Origin of the sequence: Peribacillus sp. NPDC096448, assembly GCF_044762675.1 — a bacterium.
Taxonomy (GTDB): domain Bacteria; phylum Bacillota; class Bacilli; order Bacillales; family DSM-1321; genus Peribacillus; species Peribacillus frigoritolerans_B.
In genome coordinates, this window is record NZ_JBIWEU010000006.1 from 1 (window position 1) to 26,772 (window position 26,772).

The following is a 26,772-nucleotide window of genomic DNA, read 5'->3' on the forward strand; positions in this document are numbered from 1 at the left end:
GGGAGATACGGGTATCGACGCATTACATTGGAATTACGTAATAGAGGGATTCAAATGAACCATAAAACGGTCCTTCGATTGATGAAGGAGTTGGGGCTAAAGTGTCTGGTCCGTATGAAGAAATACCGTTCATACAAAGGCAAGATTGGAAAGGTTGCGCCCAATATTCTCAATCGTAATTTTAAGGCAACAAAGCCCAATCAAAAATGGGTCACGGACGTAACTGAGTTTCATTTATACGGTGAGAAGTTGTATTTATCACCCATTCTAGACTTATTTAATGGAGAGATCATTGCTTACAATATCGAATCACGTCCTATTTATCCCTTAGTCTCCAAGATGCTTGACCAAGCCTTTATGCGATTGGAATCGAAAGATTCCCCCATTCTTCATTCGGATCAAGGCTGGCATTACCAAATGAAATCTTATTCACAAGCCCTGAAAACACATGGTCTTACTCAAAGTATGTCCCGAAAAGGAAATTGTTTAGACAATGCGGTCATAGAAAACTTCTTTGGCTTATTGAAATCGGAATTACTTTATTTACAGAAGTTCGAAAGCATGGAGCATTTCAAACAAGAACTTGAAGATTATATCCATTATTATAATCACCGACGAATCAAAGTGAAATTAAAAGGCATGAGCCCAGTAGATTACCGGGTTCATGCCCTCAAGGTTTCCTAATTAAATAAAGTGTCTAACTTTTTGGGTTCACTTCATTCCTGGTCTGTTTTTTTATGTGGTGTCACCATTTTTCTATAAGCATATTCTTTCCATTCCCCTCATATAGTGAAATACATATCAGGTCAGAAATGGGGATAAATATGGTCAAAAAATGGGTACTTCCTCTAGCAATCATCATGTCACTAGCCATTGGAGCAGTGGGGGGCATATATTGGACAAGCCTTCCGGCCAAGAATGAAGCAAAGGATGAAAGCCAAGAAATATCGAAGGATAAGGAATGGGCAAAAGTGGAACAAGCTTACGGTTTGATCGTAAGTCAGTATGTAGAACAGGTGGACGGCTCCAACCTGGTGGAGGGTGCCATCCAAGGCATGCTGTCAGCGCTGAAAGATCCTTATTCCGTATATATGGACAAGGAGACCGCTAAGCAATTCAATGAAACCCTGGATTCCTCTTTTGAGGGGATCGGGACTGAAATCGGGATGGAAGATGGTAAGGTCATAATTGTTTCTCCTTACAAAGACTCGCCTGCAGAAAAAGCTGGATTAAAGCCGAAAGATCAAATCCTTAAGGTGAATGGTGAAAGTGTAGAAGGTTTGGATCTGTATGAAACGCGCCTGAAAATCCGCGGCGAAAAAGGGTCACCCGTCAAAATGGAAATAAAACGGGCAGGGATTGATAATCCACTTGAATTCAATATGGTGCGTGCCGAAATTCCATTGGATACCGTATTTTCATCAATTAAGGAAGTCGCCGGAGAACAAATCGGTTATATCGAGTTGACCACATTCTCGGAAAATACTGCAAGTGATTTCAAAAAGCAGATGAAGGAGCTGGAAAAGAAGGGAATCAAGGGCTTGGTTATAGATGTACGCGGCAATCCAGGCGGCCTTCTTTCCAGTGTGGAAACGATTCTTGGAGAGTTTATTACAAAAGACAAGCCCTATTTGCAAATTGCAGAAAGAACGGGGGAAACACAATCGTTTTTCACAAGCCTTAAGAAAGCGAAAAGTTATCCCATTGCCGTCTTGACGGATAAAGGCAGCGCCTCAGCCTCGGAAATCCTGGCTGGCGCCATGCAAGAGGCGGGAGGCTATCCATTGGTTGGCGAGAAGACCTTCGGGAAAGGCACAGTACAGCAAGCTGTACCAATGGGTGATGGCAGTAAGATTAAACTTACGTTATATAAATGGCTGACTCCTTCAGGGAACTGGATCCATAAAAAAGGGATCGAACCGACGATCAAAGTCAAACAACCGGAGTATTTTGATGCCCATCAGCTGGCCATTGAAAAGGTGTTGGAGCGGGATATGAATGATGAACAAATCCAGTATGCCCAAAGCATTTTGAAAGGACTCGGATTTGAACCGGGTCGTGAGGATGGATATTATGATTGGAGTACAGAAATTGCAGTAAAGGCATTCCAAAAACAATTTGGCCTCGAAGTGACTGGAAAGCTGGATGCTAAAACCGCAGCACATCTGGAATCCGCCATTCTGGAAAAGATCCAGGATGAAGATAATGATATCCAGTTACGCACGGCTTTGAATTATTTAGTGAAATAACTTGTTGGCATCGTTCCCCTTGGAGCGGTGCCACTTTTGCATTCGATAGTTCCCCGCTTGCTAACATGAAGGGAGTATAGAAGATAAAGCTACTTTTTCTGCATCTTAATAGGCATGGAGGCTACATTTTTGATAGAATAGGAGGTAACTGACCAGAACGAAATTTAACAAAATTTGATTACTTTTGAGGATGGTGGAAAGAAATTGACAACGGATTGGCTGATTGCATGCTTAATGGGATTAGGAAAACTTTTCCTTCATCCTTTGCTTTATGTTTCGATTGCCTATTGTTTATTCATCGGCTATCTTCGCGTTAAACGGGAACGCCATGATTTTAATACGAAGATCTACAGTTTTTCCATGGAGCTGCGTTCCATGTTACCTCAAGGGTTAATATGGGGCTTGATCCTTTCCTTGCTCACGCTTGCTACCGGACTCGCCATTCCTTTGGCGGCACTGTCCATCATGGCTGTGGTTACGGTTTTGTCCATGCTATCCATGAAAAAGAGGTTCGTTTCCCCCGTTTATACAATGGGTCTCACATTTTTTATCCTTTTCTTTTTATATGATAGAGATGTCGAGCTGACGTTATTTCAGGATGCCTTTAATCAGCTGGATCGGTCCATATATCCGACACTTGTTATTTTAATGGGATTATTACTGATTGCTGAAGGGTTTTTAATTGTTGCTAATGGAAGTAAAAAGGTCTCTCCTCAATTGGAGGTATCCAAGAGGGGGCAGCCGATAGGTGTGTATGTTTCACAGCGAATCTGGTTAATTCCCATGTTCGTTATGATTCCTGGAGGACAACTTCCAGCGCCTTTCGAATGGTATCCGGTTTTTTCAATCGGGGACATGTCCCTGTCACCGATCGTACTGCCCATTTTAATCGGCTTTAAGCAAAAAGTTCATGGGACGCTCCCGGAACTGGCCATTAGGGCGCAAGGCAAAAAGGTAGGGGCATTGGGAATTGTGATTACGGTATTGGCGGCAGTTGGTTACTGGTACCCTCCATTGGCGATCATAACGGCTGTTTTAGCAATCCTTGGCCGTGAATTCCTGCATCATTCCCAAAAGGCAATGGATCGGAAGCTTCCGTTTTATTTTTCAAAAAGTAAGCTTGGTGTCCAGATCTTAGGCGTTATCCCTCAATCTCCGGCAGATAAAATGGGGTTGCTTAAAGGCGAGGTCATTTCGAAAATAAATGGGGTCGTCGTCAGGGAAGAAGAAGAGTTATATAGGGCGCTACAAATAAACCGGGCACATTGCAAGCTTGAGGTCATCGATAATAATGAACAGATTCGTTTTGTGCAAAGAGCTCTATTTGACGGGGAGCATTACGAATTGGGCCTCTTGTTCGTTGACGATCAATTGAAGGAAAGCGGACAAGTGGGTTAATGACATAAGCATAAAAATAAAAGGCCTTTCTCGTATTATTCGAGAAAGGACTTTTTCAATGGAAACGTGCTATTACTTTTCAAGCATGATCTTTTCTAGATCGTCCAGCATTTTATTAGCTGCAATTACTCCGCCAGCTGTATTCCATGTTGCGTCGCTAACCTCATGGGCATTTCCGTTTTTGACTGCATCAAGGTTTTTCCAAAGTGGATCATTAGTCCATTCTTTTGCTGTGCTTAGGGCTTGTTTGTCCCCTTCAGGAGCGTATGTGAAGTAGAAGAGAATATCTCCATCCATTTTAGGGATGACTTCTTTTCCAACCTCAATGGCAAGGTTGCCTAATTTATTATCTGCAGTGAATAGTTCCTTCTGTTGTTCTGCACGTTTAAATCCTAATTGATCGAAAATCACTCCAGAGAATGAATCCGTGTAATAAATACGAGTAGTTCCAGCCATGAAACGAACAATGGAAACTTCTTGATTTACTTTATCACCCAATTTGACTTTAAGATCTTCTGTATGTTTATCGAATTCTGCAATTACATCGTTACCTTTTTCTTCAAGGTTCATTGCTTTTGCATATAGTTTAAAGTTTTCTTTCCAATCTCCTCTTAGCGTTTCCGAAAAAACGGTAGGTGCGATTGCATTTAATTTATCATAAACAGCTTCTTGGCGTATCTTGCTTCCGATAATCAAGTCAGGCTTCAGTGATGCGATTTTCTCTATGTTAACTTCATGTTCAACACCAACGACTTCTACCCCATCCATATCATCTTTAATATGGTCGTACCAAGGGTCACCAAGCCATGATTGAACGGCACCAACAGGTTTAATTCCTAAAGCAAGCAATGCTTCAGTGCCTTCATTTGTTAAAACGACCACTCTTTTAGGCGTTTCTTTCAACTCGGCAGTGCCCATGGCATGCTCAATTGTGTAGCTTTTCTCTTCTTTCTTGTCTTCAGCTTTATTTCCATCGGCCTTTTCATCCGAATTCCCGCAAGCTGCTAGAAGGAAGACTGCAAATATTGTGAAAATCGTTAATAGTGACTTAAATCTAAACATCTATGTACCCCTCCCAATTTTTCAGCAAATGATAATCATTCGCACTTAACAGCATCATCATAAAATGAATATAGTTTTCTGTCAATATATAATTGAAAATGATTCTCAAATTCGTTGACATAATCCTGTTTACGCCAGTACAATTGAATTAAATAATGATTTACAAACGTGATTGGAAAGGTAACTGGATATGTTATTAAAAAATTCATGGCAGAAATGGATGGGACTGTTCATTACCATTCTTTTGCTGCTGTTTTTACTGTGCTCAAGCATTGTATACGGTTATACAGATACAACATGGAAAATGGCCATCGATGCTTTTACCGATTTCAATGGGACGAATGAACACATTGTCATTCAATCAGTTAGACTTCCGCGTGCCCTGATCGCTTCGGCAATCGGTGCAAGTTTGGCCATCTCGGGGGTTTTGATGCAAACGCTAACTAAAAATCCCCTTGCTTCCCCAGATATCTTCGGAGTCAACGCCGGGGCGGGATTGGCGGTTGTCACCGGTGTCACCGTTTTTGGGATAAGCAATCTTCAAGTATTCACATGGCTGTCATTCATAGGGGCGGCCATAGCCGCGATAAGCATATATATGATTGGAAGCATGGGACGAGGCGGCTTGACACCGATGAAGCTGACATTGGCCGGTGCGGCCATGACGGCCATGGTAGCTTCACTTACACAAGGTCTTCTTGTTTCTAATGAGGCTCTTTTAGAGCAAGTCCTATTCTGGCTTGCCGGATCCGTTTCCGGTAGAAGCCTGGAAAATTTAGTTGCCGTCCTGCCTTATCTTGCCGCAGGCTGGGGACTTGCCTTGATCATGTCCGGTAAAATGAATGTGTTATCAATGGGTGAAGACGTTGCAAAAGGTCTTGGACTGAATATAGTATTCCTTAAACTGGTCCTGGGGCTGGCAATCATCCTGCTCGCTGGCGGATCAGTGGCGGTTGCGGGTCCGATTGGCTTTATAGGAATCGTCGTTCCGCATCTTGCCCGTTCTATAGTAGGCATCGATCATCGCTGGTTGATTCCCTTCTCTGGACTTTTCGGGGCGGTGCTTTTGATTGCAGCCGATGTCATATCCAGGTATATCCTGATGCCTCGAGAAGTTCCGGTTGGAGTCATGACAGCCATAATCGGGACCCCATTCTTTATTTATATAGCTAGAAAGGGGTTCAGCGGTCGATGAAGTCATATAAGAGTTTTCGTTTGTTTAATGAAAAAATATCATTCTTGATGGATAAAAAAGCCATGATCGTGATTTTCATATTATTTTTAGTCACTTCACTAGTGTTTGTTATCAGTACTGGAGTGGGTGAGATGAATATAAATCCGCTAAGTGTCCTCCAGGTCTTTATTGGAGGGGGGACGGAGAGCGATCGGCTCATTATCCAATCTTTCCGCCTGCCTAGAATAATTGTTGCCCTGTTGGTGGGGATGGGCCTTGCTGTAGCTGGGGGAATCCTTCAAGGGATGATTCGAAATCCACTTGCTTCGCCTGATATCTTGGGGATAACGGGAGGAGCGACTGTAGCGGTGGTTGGATTCTTGGCCATTTTTAGCGATAAGAACCATTCTTTAACAGTGAGCATCAATTGGCTGCCGTTAGCTGCATTCATTGGGGCGACAGTCGTAGCCTTACTTGTTTATTCCTTAGCCTGGAAAAATGGAGTTCCCCCGATCAGGCTTGTGTTGATCGGGATTGGGGTGATGGCTTTAATGAAGGCACTCACTACGATGATGATGATTCTTGGCCCAGTCTTTCAAGCGAGCCAGGCAAACCTGTGGATCACGGGGTCAGTGTCTACCTCCACCTGGAATAATATCGCTGTATTGGCACCATGGACGATTCTATTCCTGTTAATCGCCTTCCTGTATGCTAGAAATATTAATTTACAGGAGCTAGGCGATGACCTGGCAACGGGACTTGGGGGGCATGTCCAAAAACAGCGGTTTACATTATTGATGATCAGTACGGCCTTGATTGGCGGTTCCACAGCTTTTGCTGGGGGAATTGGATTTGTGGGATTAATGGCGCCACACATGGCCAGAAGGCTGGTTGGTTCTAGTTTTGGAGTGTTACTGCCCACTTCAGCTTTGCTTGGCGGCATCCTGGTTATGGTGGCGGATTTGATTGGACGGACCTTATTCTCACCTTTGGAAATACCGGCTGGTGTCTTCACAGCGAGTATCGGGGCCCCATACTTCATTTATTTACTATATAAAACGAGGAATTCGTAAATCCGGTAAATGTAGAAAGAAGGAGTGGATTCTCGTATTCCTAAACCCCGTAAAACCATATAACTATAGCCCATATATTTTTGCTCTCTTCAATTGTTTGGCTCATTAGGAGAATGTCATATGCATTGCGAATGAAGGGGCGTTTTAACAAAATGATAGTGGAATCAATAACCGCCGGACTAATCATGTTCAGGAATCATTTGGCCAAAGCAACATTCAACACTATCCCTAAAAAAATTGTAGGCAAGCTCGCTTTCTACAATTATCTAAATAAAGAAGCAGCCATCCTAGGGATGGCTGCTTCTTTATTTCATTAAGCTTCTTTAGCTGCTTCGATTTCGATGGTAAGCGTGATTTGATCGCCGATCAGTACGCCGCCTGTTTCTAATGCCGCGTTATATGTTAGACCATAATCACTGCGTTTGACTTTCCCTTTTCCGCTAAAGCCTGCTTTTTCATTTCCCCATGGATCTTTCCCTTGGCCTTCGAAGGTGATGTTGAATGTTTCTTCTTGTGTGACTCCATTAAGAGTCACATTTCCAGTTACATCGTATTCATCTTCATCCGTTTTCACGATTTTTGTTGATTTGAATGTTAATGTGGGGTTTTTTTCTACATCAAAGAAGTCAGCGGAACGCAAGTGATTGTCCCGGTCCGCATTGCGTGTGTCAATACTTGCCACATCAACGGTGAAATCGATTTCTGCAGTTGTTAGATCCAATGGATTTGCTAGAATGCTTGCCTCGAACTTATTAAAACTTCCTTTTACTTTAGCGATCATCATATGTTTTACGGAAAATTCAATAGCACTGTGAGTCGGATCGACTATCCATTTTGTGTTTGTCATGTTTATTCCTCCTGATTATTAATCTTGAATTTATATATCTTTAATTTGAGATATCTTAACTTAATGTAATTATAAGAGGTGAAAGCAATAGTGTCAACTGAAAGTTTTCCTTAATTTTGAAAACATGAAAAACCCTGTGCCCGTATTTGGCTACAAGCAATGATAGCAGGGAGATGACTATCGTTAGGCCGCTCATCGCAATGGCGCCTGATGAATCTTTAAATGCGGCGATCATGGCTTTCCGTTTACTTCCATGATTCCTTAATTCACTTCTGTAGTGAGAAATTAAAAATTCTTCGTCCAATGAAGGCAGCCCGCTTTTTGAATTTTTAATCCTTATTTCATTTTAATGCTGTGCTGATGGAATATACAAAAATGGGTATGCTCACTCCATCTACTAAATGCTTCAAGCCGTTAATGGAGTGAAAATATGCTCATCGATATATAGGGGAAAAGTACTTATTTAACTAAATTATGAAGATTGAGGAGTTAAATATAGGGAATAGGGGAAATTATAGTAGTATTATGTCTTTTATTAACAAGGGAGGGATTTTTTTGTATGATAAATCAAAAAAAACAAATGATGAAACGAATGAAACATTAACGAACAGGCAAGGGCACCCGGTAACGAATAACCAGAGTCTAAGAACTGTAGGGAACAGAGGTCCTAGTACACTTGAGAACTATGATTTCCTGGAAAAGATCAGCCACTTCGATAGGGAGCGTATCCCTGAACGGGTTGTGCATGCCCGCGGTGCAGGTGCGCATGGTTATTTCGTTCCGACCGGTAAAGCGGGGGACGAACCGATTTCAAAATATACGAGAGCGAAGGTTTTTCAGGAAGAAGGTAAAAAAACCCCGGTATTCGTAAGATTTTCATCTGTTATTCATGGAGGGACATCCCCGGAAACGTTACGTGATCCAAGGGGATTTGCCGTTAAATTTTATACGGAAGATGGCAACTGGGATCTTGTAGGCAATAACCTGAAAATTTTCTTCATCCGTGATGCCATGAAATTCCCGGATTTGATTCATGCCTTCAAACCGGATCCCGTCACGAATATTCAGGACGGCAGGAGGATTTTCGATTTTTGCTCGAGTTCGCCTGAAACATTCCATATGGTTACCTTTGTGTTTTCCCCATGGGGCATTCCAGCTAACTACCGAATGATGCAAGGATCAGGGGTCAATACTTATAAATGGGTGAATGAGGAAGGGAAAGCGGTACTCGTCAAGTATCATTGGGAACCGAAACAAGGGATCAAGAACCTGACACAGCAAGAGGCCAATGAAATTCAAGCTACGAATTTCAATCATGCCACACAGGATCTATATGAAGCGATCGAACGCGGGGACTATCCTGAATGGGATCTCAACGTACAGATCATGAGTGATGATGATCATCCTGAGTTGGATTTCGATCCGCTGGATGATACGAAGATCTGGCCGAAAGACGAGTTCCCATGGCTGCATGTCGGTACGATGGTATTGAATAAAAACCCTGAAGACTACTTCACTGAAGTCGAACAGGCTGCATTCGGTACCGGTGTCCTAGTGGATGGACTGGATTTTTCTGATGACAAGATGTTACAGGGACGTACATTCTCTTATTCCGATACACAGCGTCACCGTGTTGGCGCTAATTATTTGCAACTTCCGATCAATGCTCCAAAGAAACGAACAGCCACGAATCAGACTGGCGGACAAATGCAATATGAAGTTGGCAGAGGCGGCCAAAGCCCCCACATCAACTACGAACCATCCACTGTCGGCGGCTTGAAGGAAGCCAAGCAGACGGGCAAGGAGTATACACCTATGGTGGAAGGGAAACTTGTTCGTGAGACAATCGATCGCCAAAACAATACGAAGCAGGCCGGGGAAACGTTCCGGGAATTCGAGGATTGGGAAAAAGACGATTTAATTTCCAATTTAGTGACGGCATTGGCTCCTGCCGACAAGCGCATTCAGGAAAAAATGATAGCACTTGCCGAAGAGGCCGATGAAGAGTATGGCCGCAGGTTGAAAGATGGACTTGCCGCGGCTTCTGAACATACGGAATCTTCAAAACCACTGGGTGGGACGGATAACCCTGAGGATGCCGTTAGAAAAGGACATGAAGCAGATCCATATTGATTGGGCTGAAAAGAAGCAAACTTCCTTTTAAAGGGGTTTGCCTCTTTTTTTTCTGGGCATAATTGATGGATGTGCGGATGCTTTTCTAAGGATGCCTTGAAAATCAAGCAGGAAATTGATTGGCAAAAAACTTCATAATCATTTAAACTGAAACTACTCTATTTTTCTCTTATAAAGGAGATGAAAAAATGATTAAAATTCTTTCTGCCCTTTTCCTTCCTTGTCTACTTGTCATGCTATTTTCAAGAGTCACCTATAACAATGTCGTAGGCCTTGTTTTAACTGTTGCCTTGATTACAGCTTCCGCATATAAAGGTTATACGCATACAAACTTATTGATCATCGTCGATGCCTTATCCCTGACAGTGGGATTTTGGTTATCAAAAAGAATGATGAAACGTACATCCAAGAGCGCCTGACATCAAAGGTGCTTTTTTTGTACTCAAACTTGTCATTCCCCTCAACACACAAAAATAGAATGGATGTTCGCTTATTGCTGGTTTGTTTTAAGGCTATTGTGGTAGAATGTGTATATATGCTTTATTAAACCGGAATAAATAGAAGGGATATAGGCATGTCCCGTTTTCATATAAAAATATTTCAATAGGAGGCTATGCTTGGTGAAGGATAAGTTTGAGTTAGTCTCAAAATACTCTCCTCAAGGAGATCAGCCGGCAGCAATTGAAATGCTGGTCGAAGGGATTAAGGAAGGCAAGGAAATGCAGACGTTATTGGGGGCAACGGGGACAGGGAAGACGTTCACCGTTTCCAATGTGATTCAAAAGATCAATAAACCGACTCTTGTCATTGCCCACAATAAAACGTTGGCAGGGCAGCTTTACAGTGAGTTCAAAGAGTTCTTCCCTAATAATGCCGTCGAATACTTCGTTAGCTATTATGATTATTACCAGCCAGAGGCTTATGTTCCATCGACGGATACATTCATCGAAAAAGATGCAAGCATCAATGATGAAATCGATAAACTGCGTCACTCGGCAACCTCGTCCTTGTTCGAAAGGAAAGATGTCATCATCATTGCCAGTGTTTCGTGCATATATGGACTCGGTTCTCCTGAAGAGTACCGGGAGATGGTCGTTTCCCTCCGAACGGGCATGGAAATAGACCGGAATGCCTTGCTGCACAGACTCGTGGATATCCAATATGAGAGGAATGATATTGCTTTCCAACGGGGGACCTTCCGAGTTCGCGGCGACGTCGTCGAAATTTTCCCGGCTTCACGTGATGAACATTGCGTACGGGTCGAGTTTTTCGGGGATGAGATCGACCGTATCCGTGAAGTCGATGCCCTGACTGGTGAAATTACCGGTGAACGTGAACATATCGCCATTTTCCCGGCTTCCCACTTCGTAACCCGCGAAGAGAAAATGCGGATAGCCATTCAAAATATCGAAACGGAACTGGAAGAGAGATTGAAGGAATTAAGGGAAGATGAAAAGCTTCTTGAAGCACAGCGCTTGGAGCAGCGGACCCGTTATGATTTGGAAATGATGCGGGAAATGGGCTTTTGTTCAGGGATCGAGAACTATTCCCGCCATTTAACCCTTCGTCCCTCGGGTGCGACACCATACACTTTAATGGATTACTTTCCAGAGGACTTCCTATTGGTCGTGGATGAATCACACGTAACCCTTTCGCAAATCCGCGGAATGTTCAATGGAGATCAGGCGCGGAAGCAAGTGCTCGTCGATCATGGCTTCCGTCTGCCGTCTGCAAAAGATAACCGCCCGCTAAGATTTGAAGAATTTGAAAAAAAGGTCCATCAATCCATATTCGTTTCGGCAACTCCGGGACCATATGAACTCGAACATACGCCAGAAATGGTTCAGCAGATCATCCGTCCTACCGGATTGCTGGATCCGACGGTAGAAGTGCGGCCGATTGAAGGGCAGATAGATGACTTGATCGGTGAAATACAGGAGCGCGTCAAAAAGAACGAGCGTGTGCTCATAACGACCTTGACGAAAAAGATGTCTGAAGATTTGACTGATTATTTAAAGGAAATCGGCATCAAAGTCCAATATCTTCATTCGGAAGTAAAGACCTTGGAAAGGATAGAAATCATCCGGGAACTCCGAATGGGCAAATATGATGTACTCGTTGGAATCAATCTTTTAAGGGAAGGCCTGGATATTCCGGAAGTGTCGTTAGTGACCATTCTGGATGCCGATAAAGAAGGGTTCCTTCGCTCGGAACGTTCGCTTATTCAAACGATGGGCCGTGCAGCCCGTAATGCCAACGGCCACGTCATCATGTATGCAGACCGCATCACGAATTCGATGGAACTTGCCATCAATGAAACGAGGCGGCGTCGTGAAATCCAGGAGAATTATAATAAAGAGCATGGAATAATGCCTCAAACCATTCAAAAGGATATCCGTGACTCCATAAGGGCGACTTATGTAGCCGAAGAAAGCGAAGAGTATAAGGAAGACCTTGCACCAAGCCTTGCGAAGCTCCCTAAAAAAGAGCGTTTAAAAGTGATGGCAAGCATGGAAAAGGAAATGAAGGAAGCGGCAAAGGCACTGGACTTCGAGCGGGCTGCCGAGCTTCGTGATTTATTACTAGAGTTAAAAGCGGAAGGGTGACGAAACATGGCAATGGATAAAATTGTGATAAAAGGCGCCAGGGCCAACAATTTAAAGAATATTGATATCACGATACCGAGAGACAAACTTGTTGTGCTGACCGGATTATCCGGATCTGGAAAGTCTTCCTTGGCTTTTGATACGATTTATGCAGAAGGGCAAAGACGTTATGTAGAATCACTGTCCGCTTATGCCCGTCAATTCTTAGGCCAAGTGGATAAACCGGATGTCGATGCGATCGAAGGTTTGTCACCAGCCATCTCCATAGACCAGAAAACGACCAGTCGGAATCCTCGTTCGACCGTAGGGACTGTTACGGAGATCTATGATTATTTAAGGCTGTTATATGCACGGGTCGGCAGGCCGACCTGTCCGATCCATAATATTGAAATCACCTCACAAACGATCGAGCAAATGGTGGACCGCATTCTTGATTACCCTGAGCGAACCAAGCTTCAGGTATTGGCACCGCTTGTCTCAGGAAGAAAAGGGACACATGCGAAAGTTTTGGAGGAAGTTAAGAAACAAGGCTATGTCCGCATTCGTGTGAATGGGGAAATGCATGATCTCAGTGAGGAAATCACGCTCGAAAAAAATAAGAAACATTCGATTGAAGTCATCATTGACCGAATCGTCATTAAAGAGGGTATCATGGCTAGGCTTGCAGATTCATTGGAAAGTGCTTTGCAGCTTGGAGAAGGCAAAGTCATCATTGACGTAATGGGTGAGGAAGAGCTGCTTTTCAGTGAACATCATGCTTGTCCATACTGCGGATTTTCGATTGAAGAGTTAGAGCCGAGAATGTTTTCCTTCAATAGCCCGTTTGGGGCCTGCCCGGATTGTGATGGCTTGGGGGCGAGGCTTGAGGTGGATCGTGATCTGGTCATCCCGAATAACGAATTAAGCCTCCGTCAACATGCGATTGCACCATGGGAGCCGACAAGTTCTCAATATTATCCTCAGCTCCTAGAAGCGGTGGCCAACCATTATGGAATAGATATGGATGTGCCCGTTAAAGATTTACCAGAAGAGAAGATGGATAAGGTCTTGCTTGGTTCAGGTAAAGATAAGATATATTTCCGTTATAAAAATGATTTTGGAAGAGTGCAAGAAGGATATATTCCTTTTGAAGGAGTTTTAAGAAACATCGAAAGGCGCTTCAAGGAGACGAGTTCAGACTATATTCGTGAGCAAATGCAGAAATACATGTCAGAACATCACTGTCCAACCTGTAAGGGTCATCGATTGAAAAAAGAAAGTCTTTCCGTGCTCATTCAAGGGGTCCATATAAGTGAAACGACAGCTTTATCAGTGGAAGATGCATTAGTATTTTTCGATGAACTTGATTTAACTGAAAAGGAAGCTGCAATTGCGAGATTGATTTTACGTGAAATTCGTGAGCGGCTCGGTTTCCTGGCTAATGTTGGTTTGGAATATTTGACGTTGAGCAGGGCAGCTGGAACATTATCAGGCGGTGAAGCGCAGCGTATAAGATTGGCGACACAGATCGGTTCCCGGTTGACGGGAGTCCTCTATATTTTGGATGAACCTTCAATAGGGCTGCATCAGAGGGATAACGATCGATTGATCGAAACATTGAAGAATATGCGTGAAATCGGGAACACCCTGATTGTTGTCGAGCATGATGAAGATACGATGATTGCTGCGGATTATTTAATCGATGTTGGTCCTGGAGCTGGAGCGCATGGAGGAGAAATAGTGGCTGCTGGTACTCCGGAAGAGGTCATGAATAATCCTAAATCCTTAACGGGCCAATATTTGGCAGGGAAGAAATTCATTCCATTGCCATTGGAACGCCGGAAAAATGATGGCCGTGTAATTGAGATAAAAGGTGCCAAGGAAAATAATTTGAAAAACGTTAATGTGAAATTCCCACTTGGGGTCTTTACAGCCGTTACAGGAGTCTCTGGATCAGGGAAAAGTACATTAGTGAATGAAATCCTCCATAAATCTTTGGCTCAAAAGCTGAATCGGGCAAAAGCCAGACCAGGCGATTTCCGTGAAATCAAGGGAATTGAGCATTTAGATAAAGTCATTGATATTGACCAATCACCGATTGGCAGGACCCCACGGTCGAATCCAGCTACCTACACGGGCGTATTCGATGATGTTCGTGACGTATTTGCCTCGACTAATGAAGCGAAGATCCGCGGTTATAAAAAAGGCAGGTTCAGTTTCAATGTGAAGGGCGGCCGCTGTGAAGCATGCCGTGGTGATGGCATTATCAAGATTGAAATGCATTTTCTCCCAGATGTCTATGTTCCATGTGAAATCTGTCATGGTAAGCGTTATAACCGGGAAACACTTGAAGTGAAATATAAAGGGAAAAACATATCCGACATCCTCGATATGACAGTCGAGGAAGGAGTTAGTTTCTTTGAAAATATCCCAAAGATCAAACGGAAGCTACAAACGATTTTTGACGTTGGTTTAGGTTATATCAAGCTTGGACAGCCTGCTACCACTTTATCAGGCGGTGAAGCGCAAAGGGTGAAACTTGCTTCTGAATTGCATCGCCGTTCCACTGGGCGCTCATTTTATATCCTGGATGAACCGACTACCGGACTTCATGTCCACGATATAGCAAGGCTGCTCCAGGTGCTGCAGCGGCTGGTTGACAATGGGGATACAGTTTTGGTGATCGAGCATAATCTGGATGTCATCAAGACGGCGGACCATATTATTGACCTGGGACCGGAAGGCGGAGATAAGGGCGGTACGATCGTCACTTATGGAACACCCGAAAAAATATGTGAAGTTTCCGAATCGTACACGGGAAAATACTTAAAACCAGTACTTACCCGTGATCAAATTCGCATGGAAAATTGGATTGAAGAAAAAGAAACTCAGCATGAACATGCATAAAAGAACAAGCCATCAGGCTTGTTTTTTTGTAGAAAAATGACGGTGTGCATTTAATCAATCATTTGATTAAAGAATGGGAAAACAAGATATTTCCGGGGAAATCAGACATCTCCCATTTCGGAAATTGTCATTTTCCTTTGTCGAATGATGGGAAACACGGTATTTATGAAACTTTTTAGATATCTAGGCGTATGTATGAATAAAATGATAGAAGAAAGCGAGGAATGTTCATGCAGGAGGAAAGAAAGAAAATTTTAGAAATGATTCAAGATGGAAAGTTATCAGCGGAAGAAGCCATGGGCCTATTGGAAGAATTAGATAAAGCCAGTCAGGAAAGTGAAGCTAAAGAGCAGAAATTGCAAAATGAATTATCGACGGTAGTCGTGAATAAGAAAAACGAAGGAAGCAATCAGGATACGTTTAAGAAGAATATCCAGTCATCGAAAGAAAAGATTATGGATTTCGTAGAAAGTGCTTTTAAGAAAATCAAAGAAACGGATCTTGATTTTAATTTCGGGAAATCTGTGGAGGTCAGTCATATTTTCCAGCATGATCAAGATTTCCTGAATGCAGTTGATGTAGATATAGCAAATGGGAAAATAAAAATCGCCGCATGGGACCATGATGATGTCCGGGTGGAATGCCAAGCTAAGGTATACCGTGTGGAAGATATAGAAGAAGCCAGGAAAAACTTTTTGGAAGAAGTCGATTTCACGATTGAAAACGGAAAATTGAAGTTCAAGGTTCGTGAAAAATCCATAAAGGTTGATACGATCATGTACATTCCAAGGAAGGAATATGAGGACATTCATATAAGGATGTTCAATGGCGGAATCACGACCGAATCAATGAAATCGGAGAAGCTTAAAGCGAAAACGGCGAATGGTGCCATTCATATCATGCAGGGTACGGGTGATTTCTGTGAGCTTGAAACAGGTAACGGGATGATCAGCATTTCAGATACCAATTTTAATGACTTGGAAGCCGAGACCCTGAACGGAGCAATTAATGCCGATGGATACTTCAAGAAATTGGATGTCCAAACGTTCAATGGGGAAATCATCTGTACGAATTCAGGGATGGATTGCGATTCGATCCATGCTAAGTCAGTCACTGGAAAAGTCCAGCTGACCCTGCCGCCAGGTAAGGCGATCGAAGGAGAGTTGAAATCAAATTTAGGAAGCTTTAATGTAACTTTGGAAGGGATGACCATCATCGAAGAGAAAAGTGATGTGGTTCAGAAGGTCCTTAAGTTCAAGACGGTCAAGGAAGAGGTTCCTGTGCTTCATGTATTTGCAGAAACCAAGACTGCAGCGATAACGGTTACCTGAAGATGAAGAAAAAGAAAGCCCGCCAGTTATATCAGCGGGCTTTTAGTTTGTAAACAAAAGGGGTTCTGTTAAAATTTTGGAAAAAAGTTGATTGGAGAGGGTGTTGAGACTCCTGCTGGAAAAGCGTGTCCAGGGGGAGACCCCGCAGGCGCAAAGGCGCCGAGGGCGTGCCGCCCGCGGAAAGCTAGTGCCTGGAGCGGAAATCAACTCAATTTGTACAAGCCATATGTTTTCTCAGTCTGAAAGCCCGCCAATTCATACTTTCGGGCTTTATTTTATTTTGGTGTTAGGATTCATGGGTGTTCACCTCATCTCTTTCCTGTTCAAGGGGACCTTCCCGCTGCCATCGTCCAGGCGGAGTGAATAAAAAAACGATAAATCGATAATGCTTTGTTTGGTTATTAACAGAAAAATGCTAAAATAGAAAAAGTATCTCAAAAAATAGCATCGCTCCAAAGGGAGGAAAGATATATGGCAAAAGTCCGTACAAAGGATATAGTAGAAGCGTTCGGTCTAGAACTTATCAGTGGGGAAGAAGGAATTAACCGACCAATCGTCACGAGTGATTTATCTCGTCCCGGACTTGAAATAGCCGGTTTTTTTGATTATTATCCCGCGGATCGAGTACAGCTTTTAGGTATGACGGAGATGTCCTTTTTTAATCGGCTGAATGAACCCGATCGAGTACAGAGGATGGAAGAGTTATGCCGGGACTTTACTCCAGGCATCATCATTACGCGTGGTCAGGAAGTGCCGATAGAATTGATCGAAGCTTCTGAGCGGGAATCCGTTCCTGTGATGAGATCTAATATGAAGACAACAAGGTTATACAGCCGTTTGACCAATTTCCTTGAAAGCAGGTTGGCACCAACCACTGCCGTTCATGGTGTATTGGTGGATATCTATGGGTTGGGTGTGTTGATCACCGGTAAAAGCGGCGTCGGTAAAAGTGAGACAGCCCTGGAATTAGTGAAACGTGGTCATCGTCTTGTAGCCGATGACTGCGTCGAGATCAGGCAGGAAGATCAAGATACGCTAGTCGGGAATGCCCCGGATTTAATCGAGCATCTTCTTGAAATAAGGGGATTGGGAATCATTAATGTAATGACACTTTTTGGAGCTGGTGCAGTCCGCAGCAATAAAAAGATCTCAATCGTCATCAATCTGGAACTATGGGAAAAAAACAAGCAGTATGACAGGGTTGGCCTTGATGAAGAAAAAATGAAAATCATTGATACGGAAGTGACGAAAATTACCGTACCTGTCCGTCCAGGGCGAAATTTAGCTGTTATCATTGAGGTGGCAGCCATGAATTACCGCCTGAAACGAATGGGAGTAAACGCTGCAGAACAGTTTTCAGATCGCTTGAACCATGCCATTGCAGATCCGGAACATGATGAATTTTAAAAGGTTATAGGAAAAGAGGGGACAAAATGGAACAAGTAATACAACCGCTGAATCCGATCGCGATTGATCTAGGTCCCATCCAGGTACATTGGTATGGGCTAATCATCGGTTTCGGTGTGTTATTGGGTCTTATTATCGCATTAAGGGAGTCTGAGCGAAGAGGTCTTGATAAGGAAATATTTACTGATTTGATTTTGTTTGCTGTCCCGATCGCGATCATTAGTGCCCGTATTTATTATGTGATCTTCCAATGGGAGTACTATTCACAAAACCCGGGGGATATCATAAAAATATGGAATGGCGGAATTGCCATACATGGTGCGTTGATTGGATCGGTGCTGACTGCAATCGTTTTTGCAAAGGTCAAGAAAGTCTCATTTTGGAAGCTGGTGGATATTGCTGCACCGAGCTTATTGTTGGGGCAGGCGATTGGCCGTTGGGGTAATTTCATGAATCAGGAAGCGCATGGGGGAGAAATAACAAGATCATTCCTTGAAAATATGCATTTGCCTGAATTCATCATAAATCAAATGTACATAAACGGTACGTATTATCACCCGACCTTTTTGTATGAATCGATTTGGAATATCCTCGGTGTCATTATTCTCTTAAGTTTACGGAAAGTGAACTTGCGCAGGGGGGAACTGTTTTTAACCTATGTAATATGGTATTCCATCGGCCGTTATTACATTGAAGGATTGCGGACGGACAGCTTGATGCTAACGGAGTCACTGCGTATCGCACAAGTGATCTCGATTGTGTTGGTAGCTGTAGCCATTGCTTTAGTGGTCTATAGAAGGGTCCGCGGGCATGCAGACAAAAGATATTTAGATGCATAGGTAATATGTGAAAAGGGAGAGGGCATAGTGATAGTAGATTCGGTTAAAAAGGGACTTCTTTCAGGCTTGAATACAACCTGGTCTTTGGGGAAAGTGATATTTCCGGTTACTCTGATCGTCACTGTGCTTCAATTTACGCCTGCATTGCCATTCATCATCAACTTGATAGCGCCTTTGATGAACCTCATCGGTCTTCCAGGGGATGCTGCAATTCCGCTTGTGTTAGGGAATTTCCTGAATTTATACGCAGCGATTGCTGGCATATTAACGCTTGATTTGACTGTGAAAGAAGTTTTTATTATCGCTACGATGCTATCTTTTTCACATAATTTATTGATCGAGTCAGGTGTGGCGATGAAAACCGGTGTCAAACTGTGGATCATCCTAACAGTACGGATCGGGCTTGCGCTTTTGTCGGCGGTCGTCATCAATCTTGTTTGGCAGGGCGGATCTGAAATGGCCCAAGGAACGGCCATCGGGGAGGCTGCAGAGATTAACGGAGCGGGAGCGATCCTTTTGCATGGGGTCATCCAGGCCCTTTCAGGAATTGGCCAGCTGGCGGTCATCGTTATTCCGCTCATGGTGGCGGTTCAAATCATGAAAGATTTAAAGTGGCTGGAAGCCTTCTCGAAAGCCCTTGCTCCCTTCATGAAGGTCCTGGGGATGAAGCCGAATGCTTCCATGCCTTTCGTTACAGGCCTGACTCTCGGTTTGGCATATGGCGCAGGCGTAATGATTCAAGCGGCTAAAGAAGATAATGTATCGAAGAAGGATATGACGATTGCATTCATCTTTTTAGTCGCCTGCCATGCTGTTGTAGAAGACACACTGATTTTTATTCCGCTGGGGATTCCGGTCTTGCCGCTGTTACTTATTCGGTTGCTCACTGCCATTGTTTTAACGATGGCCGTTGCGTATATATGGAATCGGACTGATAGGGTACAGAGAAAGGAAGCTGTATATGAACAGTAACATAACTACATTATTATTTGATCTTGATGGTACGTTGATCAATACAAATGAATTGATCATCGCCTCTTTTACAGAAACTTTAAACCACTTTTGTCCTGGAAAGTTCAATCGGGAAGATATCATTCCATTTATCGGGCCGACTTTGGTCGATACGTTTTCTTCCATCGATCCAAAACGTGTGGATGATATGATCGCATACTATCGGGAGCATAATTGGAGGAACCATGATTTGCTTGTCACACAATTTGACGGGGTGTTCGAAACCGTTCAAACGTTGAAGCAGAGCGGTTATAAATTGGCAGTCGTTACGACAAAGAAGCGTGATGTCGTCGAAAAGGGCCTGCGTTTAAGCAAACTGGATCAGTTCTTTGAAGTGGTGGTCACACTGGATGAGGTGGAAAAGGCAAAGCCGGACCCAGAGCCTTTGGTAAAAGCGTTAAATCAACTCGGTTCGGTTCCTGAAGAAGCGATCATGATTGGCGACAATTATCATGATATTATGGGCGGGAAAAATACAGGTACCAAAACGGCAGGGGTCTCATGGTCCATAAAAGGCCGTGAATTCCTGGAAAGTTATCACCCTGATTATATGCTTGAGCAGATGGCGGATTTATTGAATATCGTTGAGGTTGAAAACCTCACGGAGGCTAGAAAATGAGACGCACGTCCCGCTATCCAGTTGAAGGGGCCAATTCGCTATGGCATGTATATAAGACCGTTCCATTCTGGAAAGTCGTAAAGAATTTTGTGGTGATACAGCTAGCGCGTTATACGCCTTTTCTGGGCGTGAAGAATTGGCTATACAGGACTTTTTTACATATGAAAGTCGGGAAGCATACTTCGTTTGCTTTGATGGTCATGCCGGATGTGATGTTTCCGGAAAAAATATCGGTCGGAATAAATACTGTCATTGGCTATAATACGACGATCCTTGCTCATGAATATTTGATTCATGAATATCGTTTAGGGGATGTAGTCATTGGTGATGAAGTATTGATTGGAGCGAATTCGACCATTCTTCCAGGACTTTCAATTGGTAATGGGGCGATTGTCTCTGCGGGGACGCTTGTCCATAAGGATGTTCCGGAGGGAGCTTTCGTCGGGGGAAATCCAATGAAAATCATATATACCAAAGAGGAAATGCTTGAGAGAGAGCAGCAAACTTCCTTATGAAAAAAAGGGACTTGCCCATATAAGCGGCAGGTCCTTTTTAATGGCATTTTGGGTATAACGGAGTCAGTTCATTCTTTAGATGCTCTATCACTTCGTTGATTGATACATTTTCCTGGTTCACCGTCGCATCATACGTTTCTTTTAAAATTTGAAAAAACCTTTCCTGTGCCTGTTTTTTCATGTTGAGCTTGTCCTCCTGTCATCTATTATAGATTTATGAAGGGGGGAGCTGAACAACTTCAGCCCCGCATCTCATTTATCTATTCCGATTTCAATAAATCGGCAACCAATACGTACCGTTCCGGTGCACTACCAATATATGAAAAAGGGTAGCAGGTTGTTACTGTAAGTGTGGCTTTAGGCTTGGGAACGATCACGGTACGGTCATCTGCATCGACGATACGAACCTTCCTCACTTTATATGTAAACGTACCTGCTTCTGTCTTGGCAATCAGCAAGTCACCCTCGCCGACTTCACCTAGCTCTCTGAAAATTGTATCTCGATGGCCGGATAAAACGGAATTATCCTTTTCACCGGGAAGGACGGACCCCGCATAATGACCGACGCCCTTCTCGAGTTCATCTTCGTCCGTTCCGTGATAAATTGGGAGAGTTGCTTCGATTTTTGGAATATAAAGCTCACCCATCAAATCACCTGTCTCCGGCCGTTCTTCATATAGTTCAAGCCCATCGGGAATATCTGCTTTCGTCTTCGGTTCGGGGAGCTTAGCCGTCGCTTCCGTTGTGTCAGATTCATTCCATTTATAAAGGGCATAGCCTTTTAACAGCGTGTAAGCGTTTGTCGTTGTAAAATAAAATCCTAAGGTTAAAAAACATGCAGCAGTGATAAGTAACGATTTTTTCTTATGCCTCGATTGCCTATTTTTGCTCATCTTAATTAGTGAGTCTCGCTTTTCTAATTAATCCGAAAGCGATACCCATCAACACTAAACCGATTAAAGCACCGAATAAGTAATTACCGGCCGTTTTTGGAAGCAATCCGCCTTTTTCCGTTTTATGCTCAGGTTTTACGGGTTTCTTCTTTTCTTTTTTTACCTCAACCACTTTAGAAATGACCTTAGTGGACTGTTTAATGTCATTGCCCGTTTCTTTCACTAAATCGGAACCGATCATTTCACCAGTCAATGTAAAATCGAGAAGGAAATTGCCGTTTAAATCATAAATGGAAACTAGTAAACTAGCATTCGTCAATTCCTTAAGCTGGAATAAAGCTTCAAGGGATAGGTTTGTGGTGGTACCATCCTGAATTAAAGCGAATTTGAATTGAATTTGCAGCAAGCTTTGAAGATCATTATATATAGAAAGCAATTCTGCCACTTGTTCTGCAGATAATTCATCAATTGTTTCAAAATACTCGAGTTGATTCATCCTATCGGAGATCGCCATTAAACGAGATTCATAAGAAGGATCTTCGACGATAGGTAAAAGGTGGTTCATGAATCTGTCGAGCTCTTCGTCTGTAAGCCCGATCTCAGTAAAGAGACCTTCCACTAAATCGCTGATCTCTTTATCATATTCCATCTCTTCCTCATCATAATCCATTTCTAAATCGATGATATCCTCAATGTCGTAAATGAAATGGAAGGTATCGATGATGGAATCCCCCTCTTCCAGTTCACCGTATTCTATTAATAATTCCGTAAGTTCAGCTTCTGTCATTTCATATTGTTCAAGTAGATTCTGTAAGGTCTCAGGAGTGACGGCAGGTCCTAATGTATCACGCAACTCTTCTACCGATTTCAGTTCATTCAATGTTAAGTCGTAATAGGATAAGTACTCTTCCAATTCTTCTTGCGTCATTCTAACTTCAGAAAGGTATGCATTAAGCTCATCCTGGTTGACCTTAGTTGCCGCAAACCCCTTCGTTCCGCTTGAACCCAGTGAAAAAAGAACGATAAGTGCCATAAAAAACGAAAAATATCTCTTCATTCCCATTTCCCCCTAAATTTATCGAATATTGCCAAACTCCTAAAAATTATAAAACAGCTAAACCAAAAGGTATACATTAATAACAATGAATGGCTAAAGATAGGAAGAATTATCCAGGAAAAAGGGATGACTTCTCCGTTTGGACTTAAACCGGTCATCACGAAAATCCAAGACCGCCGTGGTGGTATGGAAGGAATGGGATTAGGCATATTTTCCTTGACGTGAGGTGGGGGCAGGGGTAAACTATTAATAACTTCAACCTACTACCATATTAGTGAACTAAAGTGATTTAATAGATTATTGCGATTATTTATATGATTATGTCATTATATTTGATACTATTTTTATATGTTATCCGAAATTTGGATTTAAGCGTGAAAACCTTGGAAAGATAAAGGGATAAACAAAATAAGGAATGGATGCATCGGTTTTGCCTATAGGCGGACCGATTGGATATAGGTAGTAATCAATATTTCAAAAGGATGTGCAGTCGTGACAAAGCCATTTATGTTTGAAAAACCATTAGGCATGAGAGATACATTGCCGGTGCTGTATGAAACGAAAGTGTCGGCCAGAAATAAAATGAGTGATGAAATCAAGAAGTGGGGCTATCAATTTATTGAAACGCCAGCTTTGGAATATTATGAAACAATTGGCGAGGCTTCGGCAATATTGGATCAACAGTTGTTTAAACTTCTTGATTCCCAGGGACATACGCTCGTACTCCGTCCCGAGATGACAGCGCCCATTGCACGGGTCGCAGCATCCAAACTGTTAAAACAGCAAATTCCGCTTCGCCTGGCCTACTCCGCTAATGTATACCGGGCACAGCAGCGTGAAGGAGGCAGGCCGGCAGAATTCGAACAGATTGGAATTGAATGTATCGGAAATAAGTCAATAAGTGCCGATGCTGAAATGATCGCCCTGCTTGCGGATGCTCTAAAGGCTGCAGGGCTTCAGGAATTTAAGGTTTCCATTGGACATATCGGATTTCTGCAAGAATTTTTCTTGAGCATTCTAGGTACGGAGGAAAGAGCCTCCATATTAAGGAAGTTTTTGTACGAAAAAAATTATGTTGGTTATCGCGAGCATGTTAAATCACTGCCGCTTTCATCCATTGATAAACAACGTCTTATCGAATTTACCTCCTTACGTGGCAGTGAAGGCACCATGGAAAAGGCGCTAGGGTTGGTTGAAAATAATAAAGGGCAAGATTCCTTGGCTGAACTGAAGGAATTGTCTGCGCAGCTGAAAGAATTTGACGTTGAACAATATGTGAGCTTCGACTTAACATTGGTCAGTCATATGAGTTATTACACGGGAACTTTATTTGAAGTGTATGCCGGACAAGTCGGTTCGCCAATCGGCAATGGCGGACGGTATGATAATCTGCTTGAAAAGTTCGGCTGGAATGCTTCGGCCACAGGTTTTGCAATCCGGGTGGATCGTCTTGCAGAAGCTCTTGGGGAGCCGATCCAGCCTGTAGCGCCAGAATGTATTTTATTCAGTCCCGAACGAAGATTGGAAGCAATTGGTTTTGCAAGAAGAAAACGCTCCGAAGGAAAATTGGTAACGATTCAAGATATTACAGTCGTCCAAAATGTCGATGCTTTTACACGGACATTTTCTGAAGTTCATTTATTCGTAGGGAATGGGGGGAGTGGAAAAGATGAATAATAGCTTTTTAACCATTGCCATGCCGAAAGGGAGAATATTTGAAGAAGCGGCAGAGCTATTAAGAAGGGCCGGTTTTCGTCTCCCTCCCGAGTTTGATGATTCCCGGAAATTGATCCTTGAAGTGGAAGAGGAGAATCTGCGGTTCATATTAGCTAAACCGATGGATGTCGTAACATATGTGGAACACGGCGTAGCTGACATTGGAATTGCAGGAAAGGATGTCATGCTAGAGGAAGAACGTGATGTCTATGAGTTACTCGATTTGAAAATCAGTGCCTGCTACTTAGCTGTAGCTGGATTGCCTGGTACGAAAATAAGTGACATCGCCCCCAAAATAGCCAGTAAATACCCGAATGTTGCTTCCAGCTATTTTCGTGAGCAGGGAGAGCAAGTCGAGATTATAAAGTTGAATGGGTCTATTGAGTTAGCACCGTTAATTGGTTTAGCTGAACGAATCGTCGATATCGTTTCAACGGGGCGGACCTTGAAGGAAAACGGTCTTGTGGAATATGCGAAAATCGCCAATGTGACTTCGAGGCTGGTAGCAAACCCTGTGAGCTATCGAATTAAAGAAGCAAGGATTACCGAAATCGTGGAACGGCTAGCAGAAATTATTGAATAGTAAAGAATCGCTAATGAGGTGAAGGTATGAAAATAGAACGGTTTGCTGAAGGGGTTTCCCTGAAACGCTCGGTTGAAGCAGGTACTGCCGATCAAAGAAAAGCGGTCCAGGATATTATTTATGATGTCAGGAAAAGTGGAAACGCAGCTTTACATGCCTATACCGAACGTTTCGATGGTGTCAGTCCAGGGGAATTGCTTGTATCGGAACAGGAAATGGAAGAAGCGACAGCGGCCTTAACTGCTGAGCAGATAGATATTATTCAAGAAGCTGCGAATAATATCCGAATGTTTCACGAGAAACAAATTCGAAATTCATGGTTTACGACTGATGATACGGGAACGATGCTAGGACAAAAATTGACACCTCTTGATGCTGTAGGTGTTTATGTACCTGGAGGCACAGCAGCCTATCCTTCGTCAGTATTGATGAATGCATTACCTGCGAAGGCCGCGGGGGTGGAACGGGTCGTTATGGTTTCCCCTCCAGGAAAAGATGGGAAATTATCGCCAGCGGTTTTGGCAGCTGCCAAAATTGCCGGAGTTAAGGAAATCTATAAAGTTGGCGGGGCTCAGGCCATAGCTGCCCTCGCTTATGGGACGGAAACAATTAAGAAAGTGGATAAAATAGTGGGTCCGGGAAATATATATGTGGCGCTAGCGAAGCGCGAAGTATTCGGAGATGTCGCAATTGATATGATAGCAGGTCCAAGTGAAATAGCGATATTGGCGGACGAAACAGCCATCGCTGCAGAAGTTGCGGCAGACTTGCTATCACAGGCGGAGCATGATGCCCGGGCTTGCAGTGTTTTGGTCGCGACGTCAATGTCTCTTGCAGAAGATGTGGCAGCAGAAGTGACCAAGCAGGTGGCGTTGCTTCCACGCCATGATATTGCTGCAGCATCGATAAGGGATTATGGAAGAATCGTTGTATGCGGGAATATGGCAGAAGCTGTTGAAGCGATTAATGAACTTGCACCGGAACATTTGGAAATTGTAACCAAGGATGCACTTGAAATCATGGCTAAAATCCGCCATGCCGGGGCAATCTTCATTGGCCGCTTTAGTTCAGAGCCTGTCGGGGATTACTTCGCAGGCCCCAATCATGTATTGCCTACAAATGGAACCGCCCGTTTTTCCAGCCCGCTGAATGTGGATGATTTCCAAAAGAAATCGAGCATCATCATGTATAGTGAAACGGCCTTCCGGAAAAATGCAGAAAAAATCGCAGCATTTGCAAGAATGGAAGGACTTGAGGCTCATGCCCGTGCCATCGAATCACGTGGTGTGAATGAATCGGGAAAAGGTCCTGAATTATTAAAATAAGTGAAATCAGTGATATAAAGATTTTTGACATGCTTTTACATCTTGGGA

At 43.2% G+C, this 26,772-nt stretch carries 25 protein-coding genes; 19 read left to right on the forward strand and 6 right to left on the reverse strand.

The features are described 5' to 3' along the window. The 3 genes from ACIQ0C_RS11770 to ACIQ0C_RS11780 form a co-directional block, all read left to right on the forward strand. Positions 1-684: IS3 family transposase (locus ACIQ0C_RS11770; RefSeq protein WP_403060019.1), on the forward strand; the 684-nt coding region annotated here is incomplete at its 5' end. A 140-nt stretch (positions 685-824) separates the two neighbouring features. After that, a complete protein-coding gene (locus ACIQ0C_RS11775; RefSeq protein ID WP_402835880.1) occupies positions 825-2,249 on the forward strand; it encodes a S41 family peptidase in 1,425 nt (474 codons plus the stop codon). Between the two features lie 204 nt (positions 2,250-2,453). Then, entirely contained in the window at positions 2,454-3,647 is a 1,194-nt protein-coding gene (locus tag ACIQ0C_RS11780; RefSeq protein WP_403060022.1) for a PDZ domain-containing protein, read from the forward strand. Between the two features lie 72 nt (positions 3,648-3,719). Here ACIQ0C_RS11780 and ACIQ0C_RS11785 read toward each other — a convergent pair whose 3' ends face one another. Beyond that, entirely contained in the window at positions 3,720-4,709 is a 990-nt protein-coding gene (locus ACIQ0C_RS11785) for an ABC transporter substrate-binding protein (protein WP_403060025.1), read from the reverse strand. Positions 4,710-4,899: 190 nt separating this feature from the next. Here ACIQ0C_RS11785 and ACIQ0C_RS11790 point away from each other — a divergent pair, with 190 nt between their 5' ends. The 3 genes from ACIQ0C_RS11790 (at position 4,900) to ACIQ0C_RS11800 (ending at position 7,273) form a co-directional block, all read left to right on the forward strand. Next, positions 4,900-5,904, forward strand: a complete 1,005-nt coding sequence (locus tag ACIQ0C_RS11790; protein ID WP_403060028.1) for a FecCD family ABC transporter permease — start codon at positions 4,900-4,902, stop codon at positions 5,902-5,904. Next, on the forward strand, positions 5,901-6,956 hold the full coding sequence (locus ACIQ0C_RS11795) for a FecCD family ABC transporter permease (protein WP_034309915.1): 1,056 nt from the start codon (positions 5,901-5,903) through the stop codon (positions 6,954-6,956). Before ACIQ0C_RS11790 ends, ACIQ0C_RS11795 begins: the two co-directional genes overlap by 4 nt. 152 nt (positions 6,957-7,108) lie before the next feature. Further along, positions 7,109-7,273: a hypothetical protein gene (locus tag ACIQ0C_RS11800; protein ID WP_403060031.1), complete on the forward strand. Its 165-nt coding sequence runs from the start codon at positions 7,109-7,111 to the stop codon at positions 7,271-7,273. Here the strand turns inward: ACIQ0C_RS11800 and ACIQ0C_RS11805 are convergent. Both ACIQ0C_RS11805 and ACIQ0C_RS11810 read right to left on the reverse strand, forming a co-directional pair. Further along, positions 7,270-7,803, reverse strand: coding sequence for a YceI family protein (locus ACIQ0C_RS11805; RefSeq protein WP_403060034.1), 534 nt, complete (start codon positions 7,801-7,803; stop codon positions 7,270-7,272). The genes ACIQ0C_RS11800 and ACIQ0C_RS11805 overlap by 4 nt on opposite strands. Before the next feature lie 55 nt (positions 7,804-7,858). Next, positions 7,859-8,107 (reverse strand): MMPL family transporter, encoded by a 249-nt coding sequence (locus tag ACIQ0C_RS11810; protein ID WP_403060037.1) that lies wholly within the window; start codon positions 8,105-8,107, stop codon positions 7,859-7,861. A 221-nt stretch (positions 8,108-8,328) separates the two neighbouring features. Here ACIQ0C_RS11810 and ACIQ0C_RS11815 point away from each other — a divergent pair, with 221 nt between their 5' ends. The 10 genes from ACIQ0C_RS11815 (at position 8,329) to ACIQ0C_RS11860 (ending at position 21,150) form a co-directional block, all read left to right on the forward strand. Beyond that, positions 8,329-9,936, forward strand: coding sequence for a catalase (locus tag ACIQ0C_RS11815; RefSeq protein ID WP_403060040.1), 1,608 nt, complete (start codon positions 8,329-8,331; stop codon positions 9,934-9,936). 188 nt (positions 9,937-10,124) lie between these two features. Next, positions 10,125-10,355, forward strand: a complete 231-nt coding sequence (locus tag ACIQ0C_RS11820) for a CsbA family protein (protein WP_034309928.1) — start codon at positions 10,125-10,127, stop codon at positions 10,353-10,355. Between the two features lie 201 nt (positions 10,356-10,556). Beyond that, positions 10,557-12,542, forward strand: coding sequence for an excinuclease ABC subunit UvrB (gene uvrB, locus ACIQ0C_RS11825; RefSeq protein WP_403060043.1), 1,986 nt, complete (start codon positions 10,557-10,559; stop codon positions 12,540-12,542). A 6-nt stretch (positions 12,543-12,548) separates the two neighbouring features. After that, the gene (gene uvrA, locus ACIQ0C_RS11830) at positions 12,549-15,428 is read left to right on the forward strand and encodes an excinuclease ABC subunit UvrA (RefSeq protein ID WP_403060046.1); all 2,880 of its coding nucleotides are present in this window, start codon (positions 12,549-12,551) and stop codon (positions 15,426-15,428) included. 230 nt (positions 15,429-15,658) lie between these two features. After that, positions 15,659-16,759 carry a DUF4097 family beta strand repeat-containing protein gene (locus tag ACIQ0C_RS11835; RefSeq protein WP_403060049.1) on the forward strand — a complete coding sequence of 367 codons (1,101 nt, stop codon included), beginning with the start codon at positions 15,659-15,661 and terminating at the stop codon, positions 16,757-16,759. 471 nt (positions 16,760-17,230) lie between these two features. Further along, on the forward strand, positions 17,231-18,166 hold the full coding sequence (hprK, locus tag ACIQ0C_RS11840) for an HPr(Ser) kinase/phosphatase (RefSeq protein ID WP_137016681.1): 936 nt from the start codon (positions 17,231-17,233) through the stop codon (positions 18,164-18,166). Positions 18,167-18,192: 26 nt separating this feature from the next. Then, positions 18,193-19,005, forward strand: coding sequence for a prolipoprotein diacylglyceryl transferase (gene lgt, locus ACIQ0C_RS11845; protein ID WP_402835900.1), 813 nt, complete (start codon positions 18,193-18,195; stop codon positions 19,003-19,005). 27 nt (positions 19,006-19,032) lie between these two features. Then, complete coding sequence (locus ACIQ0C_RS11850; RefSeq protein ID WP_403060052.1) at positions 19,033-19,977, forward strand: nucleoside recognition domain-containing protein; 945 nt, start codon at positions 19,033-19,035, stop codon at positions 19,975-19,977. Then, positions 19,967-20,635, forward strand: coding sequence for a pyrophosphatase PpaX (ppaX, locus tag ACIQ0C_RS11855; protein WP_403060055.1), 669 nt, complete (start codon positions 19,967-19,969; stop codon positions 20,633-20,635). Before ACIQ0C_RS11850 ends, ppaX begins: the two co-directional genes overlap by 11 nt. Further along, positions 20,632-21,150 carry an acyltransferase gene (locus tag ACIQ0C_RS11860; RefSeq protein ID WP_402835906.1) on the forward strand — a complete coding sequence of 173 codons (519 nt, stop codon included), beginning with the start codon at positions 20,632-20,634 and terminating at the stop codon, positions 21,148-21,150. Before ppaX ends, ACIQ0C_RS11860 begins: the two co-directional genes overlap by 4 nt. A 37-nt stretch (positions 21,151-21,187) precedes the next feature. On the opposite strand, the gene ACIQ0C_RS11865 is transcribed toward ACIQ0C_RS11860, so the two are convergent. The 3 genes from ACIQ0C_RS11865 to ACIQ0C_RS11875 all read right to left on the reverse strand — a co-directional run bounded on the left by ACIQ0C_RS11865 (position 21,188) and on the right by ACIQ0C_RS11875 (position 23,100). Then, the gene (locus ACIQ0C_RS11865; RefSeq protein WP_403060058.1) at positions 21,188-21,331 is read right to left on the reverse strand and encodes a YwzD family small protein; all 144 of its coding nucleotides are present in this window, start codon (positions 21,329-21,331) and stop codon (positions 21,188-21,190) included. 79 nt (positions 21,332-21,410) lie between these two features. Then, complete coding sequence (locus ACIQ0C_RS11870; RefSeq protein ID WP_402835909.1) at positions 21,411-22,043, reverse strand: class D sortase; 633 nt, start codon at positions 22,041-22,043, stop codon at positions 21,411-21,413. Position 22,044: 1 nt separating this feature from the next. Further along, on the reverse strand, positions 22,045-23,100 hold the full coding sequence (locus ACIQ0C_RS11875) for a processed acidic surface protein (protein ID WP_403060061.1): 1,056 nt from the start codon (positions 23,098-23,100) through the stop codon (positions 22,045-22,047). A 492-nt stretch (positions 23,101-23,592) separates the two neighbouring features. On the opposite strand from ACIQ0C_RS11875, the gene ACIQ0C_RS11880 reads away from it, so the two are divergent. From ACIQ0C_RS11880 to hisD, 3 genes are read left to right on the forward strand one after another with little or no spacing between them, the layout of a single operon-like run. Continuing rightward, the gene (locus tag ACIQ0C_RS11880; protein WP_402835913.1) at positions 23,593-24,777 is read left to right on the forward strand and encodes an ATP phosphoribosyltransferase regulatory subunit; all 1,185 of its coding nucleotides are present in this window, start codon (positions 23,593-23,595) and stop codon (positions 24,775-24,777) included. Further along, on the forward strand, positions 24,770-25,399 hold the full coding sequence (gene hisG, locus ACIQ0C_RS11885; RefSeq protein WP_034311625.1) for an ATP phosphoribosyltransferase: 630 nt from the start codon (positions 24,770-24,772) through the stop codon (positions 25,397-25,399). The genes ACIQ0C_RS11880 and hisG overlap by 8 nt, the downstream gene beginning before the upstream one ends. Before the next feature lie 26 nt (positions 25,400-25,425). Then, complete coding sequence (hisD, locus tag ACIQ0C_RS11890; RefSeq protein ID WP_403060064.1) at positions 25,426-26,724, forward strand: histidinol dehydrogenase; 1,299 nt, start codon at positions 25,426-25,428, stop codon at positions 26,722-26,724. Positions 26,725-26,772: the final 48 nt, after the last annotated feature.

Excerpts from the sequence above, each read along its gene's own strand:
- hisG (WP_034311625.1), top strand. The coding sequence starts at position 24,770 with ATGAATAATAGCTTTTTAACCATTGCCATGCCGAAAGGGAGAATATTT.
- ACIQ0C_RS11785 (WP_403060025.1), bottom strand. The coding sequence starts at position 4,709 with ATGTTTAGATTTAAGTCACTATTAACGATTTTCACAATATTTGCAGTC.
- ACIQ0C_RS11790 (WP_403060028.1), top strand. The coding sequence starts at position 4,900 with ATGTTATTAAAAAATTCATGGCAGAAATGGATGGGACTGTTCATTACC.
- uvrA (WP_403060046.1), top strand. The coding sequence starts at position 12,549 with ATGGCAATGGATAAAATTGTGATAAAAGGCGCCAGGGCCAACAATTTA.
- ACIQ0C_RS11800 (WP_403060031.1), top strand. The coding sequence starts at position 7,109 with ATGATAGTGGAATCAATAACCGCCGGACTAATCATGTTCAGGAATCAT.
- ACIQ0C_RS11805 (WP_403060034.1), bottom strand. The coding sequence starts at position 7,803 with ATGACAAACACAAAATGGATAGTCGATCCGACTCACAGTGCTATTGAA.
- ACIQ0C_RS11870 (WP_402835909.1), bottom strand. The coding sequence starts at position 22,043 with ATGAGCAAAAATAGGCAATCGAGGCATAAGAAAAAATCGTTACTTATC.
- ACIQ0C_RS11860 (WP_402835906.1), top strand. The coding sequence starts at position 20,632 with ATGAGACGCACGTCCCGCTATCCAGTTGAAGGGGCCAATTCGCTATGG.
- ACIQ0C_RS11775 (WP_402835880.1), top strand. The coding sequence starts at position 825 with ATGGTCAAAAAATGGGTACTTCCTCTAGCAATCATCATGTCACTAGCC.
- ACIQ0C_RS11795 (WP_034309915.1), top strand. The coding sequence starts at position 5,901 with ATGAAGTCATATAAGAGTTTTCGTTTGTTTAATGAAAAAATATCATTC.
- hprK (WP_137016681.1), top strand. The coding sequence starts at position 17,231 with ATGGCAAAAGTCCGTACAAAGGATATAGTAGAAGCGTTCGGTCTAGAA.
- lgt (WP_402835900.1), top strand. The coding sequence starts at position 18,193 with ATGGAACAAGTAATACAACCGCTGAATCCGATCGCGATTGATCTAGGT.
- ACIQ0C_RS11835 (WP_403060049.1), top strand. The coding sequence starts at position 15,659 with ATGCAGGAGGAAAGAAAGAAAATTTTAGAAATGATTCAAGATGGAAAG.
- ACIQ0C_RS11865 (WP_403060058.1), bottom strand. The coding sequence starts at position 21,331 with ATGAAAAAACAGGCACAGGAAAGGTTTTTTCAAATTTTAAAAGAAACG.
- ACIQ0C_RS11875 (WP_403060061.1), bottom strand. The coding sequence starts at position 23,100 with ATGAAGAGATATTTTTCGTTTTTTATGGCACTTATCGTTCTTTTTTCA.
- hisD (WP_403060064.1), top strand. The coding sequence starts at position 25,426 with ATGAAAATAGAACGGTTTGCTGAAGGGGTTTCCCTGAAACGCTCGGTT.
- ppaX (WP_403060055.1), top strand. The coding sequence starts at position 19,967 with ATGAACAGTAACATAACTACATTATTATTTGATCTTGATGGTACGTTG.
- ACIQ0C_RS11820 (WP_034309928.1), top strand. The coding sequence starts at position 10,125 with ATGATTAAAATTCTTTCTGCCCTTTTCCTTCCTTGTCTACTTGTCATG.
- ACIQ0C_RS11815 (WP_403060040.1), top strand. The coding sequence starts at position 8,329 with ATGTCTTTTATTAACAAGGGAGGGATTTTTTTGTATGATAAATCAAAA.